The organism is Streptomyces sp. NPDC005151 (assembly GCF_053599875.1).
The window spans coordinates 1-2,146 of sequence record NZ_JBSFYR010000235.1 but is presented as its reverse complement, the minus strand read 5'-3'; the positions used below and the strand labels follow the sequence as shown (position 1 = coordinate 2,146).

Genomic DNA, 2,146 nt, shown 5'->3' with positions numbered 1-2,146 from the left:
CGCGGCCCCCGCCCGCCAGACGCCCAGAATGGCCGTGACCATCTGCGCGCCGCGCGGCAGGCACAGCCCCACCACCGACTCCGGGCCCACACCCAAATCGAGCAGGTAACGCGCCAGCCGGTTCGCCGCCGCGTCCAGCTCCCGGTACGAGACCTCAGCGCCATCGCCGACCATCGCCACCGCGTCCGGAACAGCAACCACCTGCCGCTCGAACAGCTCCACGACCGACGAGCCCGCAGACTCCGCCGCCGTGTCGTTCCACCCGACGAGCACCAAATCCCGCTCCTGGGCGTCGAGCACGTCCACCGCGGTCAGCCGTACGTCCGGAGCCGCGGTGACCGCGTCCAGCACCCGGGCGAACCAGTCGGCCATACGTCCGGCCGTCCTCGCGTCGAAGAGGTCCGCCGCCACCGTCAGGGTTCCGTGCAGACCGGCCGGTCGGCCCTCGGCGTCGAACCTCTCGGCGATCCCGATGTACAGGTCGTACTTCGCCGGGGCCGGGGCCGCTCCGTCGGACGAACCGGACCCTTCACCGGACCCCTCGCCCGAGCCTTCGCCGGATCCCTCGCCGGTTCGCGCGCCCTGCAGTTCCAGCGAGGCGTCGGCGTTGTTCTGAAGGGTGAGGACGACCTGGGCCAGCGGGTGCCGCGCCATCGACCGGGACGGAGCCAGCTCTTCCACCAGCCGCTCGAACGGCACGTCCTGATGCGCGAACGCGCCCAGGCTCGCCTCACGCACCCGGCCCAGCACCTGCCGGAACTCCGGATCACCCGACAGATCCGTCCGGATCACCAACGTATTGACGAAGAACCCGACCAGATCGTCCAGCGCCTCGTCCGTACGACCCGCGATCGGCGACCCGATCGGAATGTCGGTACCGGCCCCGAGCCGCGACAACGTCACCGCCAACGCGGCCTGCAACACCATGAACGCCGTGACGCCCTCGCTGCGGGCAACGTCCATCAGCCGCTGGTGTACGTCGGCCGGCACCCTCAGTGGTACCCGATGGCCCTGATGGCTCGCCGCTGCCGGACGAGGCCGGTTCACCGGCAACGCCAACTCTTCCGGCATACCGGCCAGCGCTCGCCGCCAGTACTCCATCTGCGTCGACAAGAGGCTGTCGGGGTCGGACTCATCCCCCAGCAACTCCTGCTGCCACAGGGTGTAGTCGGCGTACTGGACGGGCAGCGGCTCCCAGTCCGGGGCCTCACCGCGCAGCCGTGCCTGATAGGCCGTCGACAGGTCGCGTCCCAGCGGCGCCATCGACCATCCGTCGCTGGCGATGTGGTGCATCACGACCACCAGGACCTGCTCGTCCGGCCCGGCCTCGAACAGCCACGCCCGGATCGGCACTTCGGCCGAGAGGTCGAACGCGTACCGCGCCGCCTGCCCGGTGGCTTCCGCGAATCCGTCGCGCTCCACGTGGCTGACCTGGAGTTCCCAGTCGAGTTCACGCGGGTCCAGGATCTGCTGGTACGGCTTACCGTCCACGGCCGGGAAGACCGTCCGCAGCGACTCGTGCCGGGCGATCACGTCCCGCAGTGCCGCATTCAGCACCGCGGCGTCCACCCCGCTCAGCCGGATCGGAACCGGGATGCTGTACGTCGGACTCGGTCCTTCGAGCTGGGCCAGGAACCACAGCCGCCGCTGGGCGAACGACAACGGCACCCGCTCGGGACGCGTCCCTGCCCGCAACGGCGGACGAGCCCGTCCCGTACCCTCTTCGGCCAGGTGGGCGGCCAGGTGGGCGGCCAGGCCGGCCACGGTCGGAGTCTCGAACAGGGTCCGGACCTCGACCTCCACGCCGAGCGTGGCCCGGATCCGCGACACCAGCCGCACCGCGAGCAGCGAGTGGCCACCGAGCTGGAAGAAGTTGTCGTCCACCCCCACCGAGTCCAGGCCTAGGACGTCGGCGAACGCCGCGCACAGGATCTCCTCCTGGGCCGTGGCAGGCCCTCGTCCCGCACCCGTGGCGTACTCCGGCACCGGCAGCGCTCGGCGATCCAGTTTGCCGTTCACCGTCACCGGCAACTCCGGCAACCGCATCATCGCGGCCGGAACCATGTAGTCAGGCAGCCGCGCCGCGACAAACTCACGCAGACCATCGAGATCGAGGTCGAGATCGTCCTCACCAGCGGGGACGACG

At 70.5% G+C, this 2,146-nt stretch carries 1 protein-coding gene; it reads right to left on the bottom strand.

Annotation, left to right across the window (positions count from 1 at the left end; all coding sequences use genetic code 11):
• On the bottom strand, positions 1-2,146 hold a 2,146-nt coding region (locus ACWD6R_RS40395; RefSeq protein ID WP_451823312.1), incomplete at both ends, for a condensation domain-containing protein.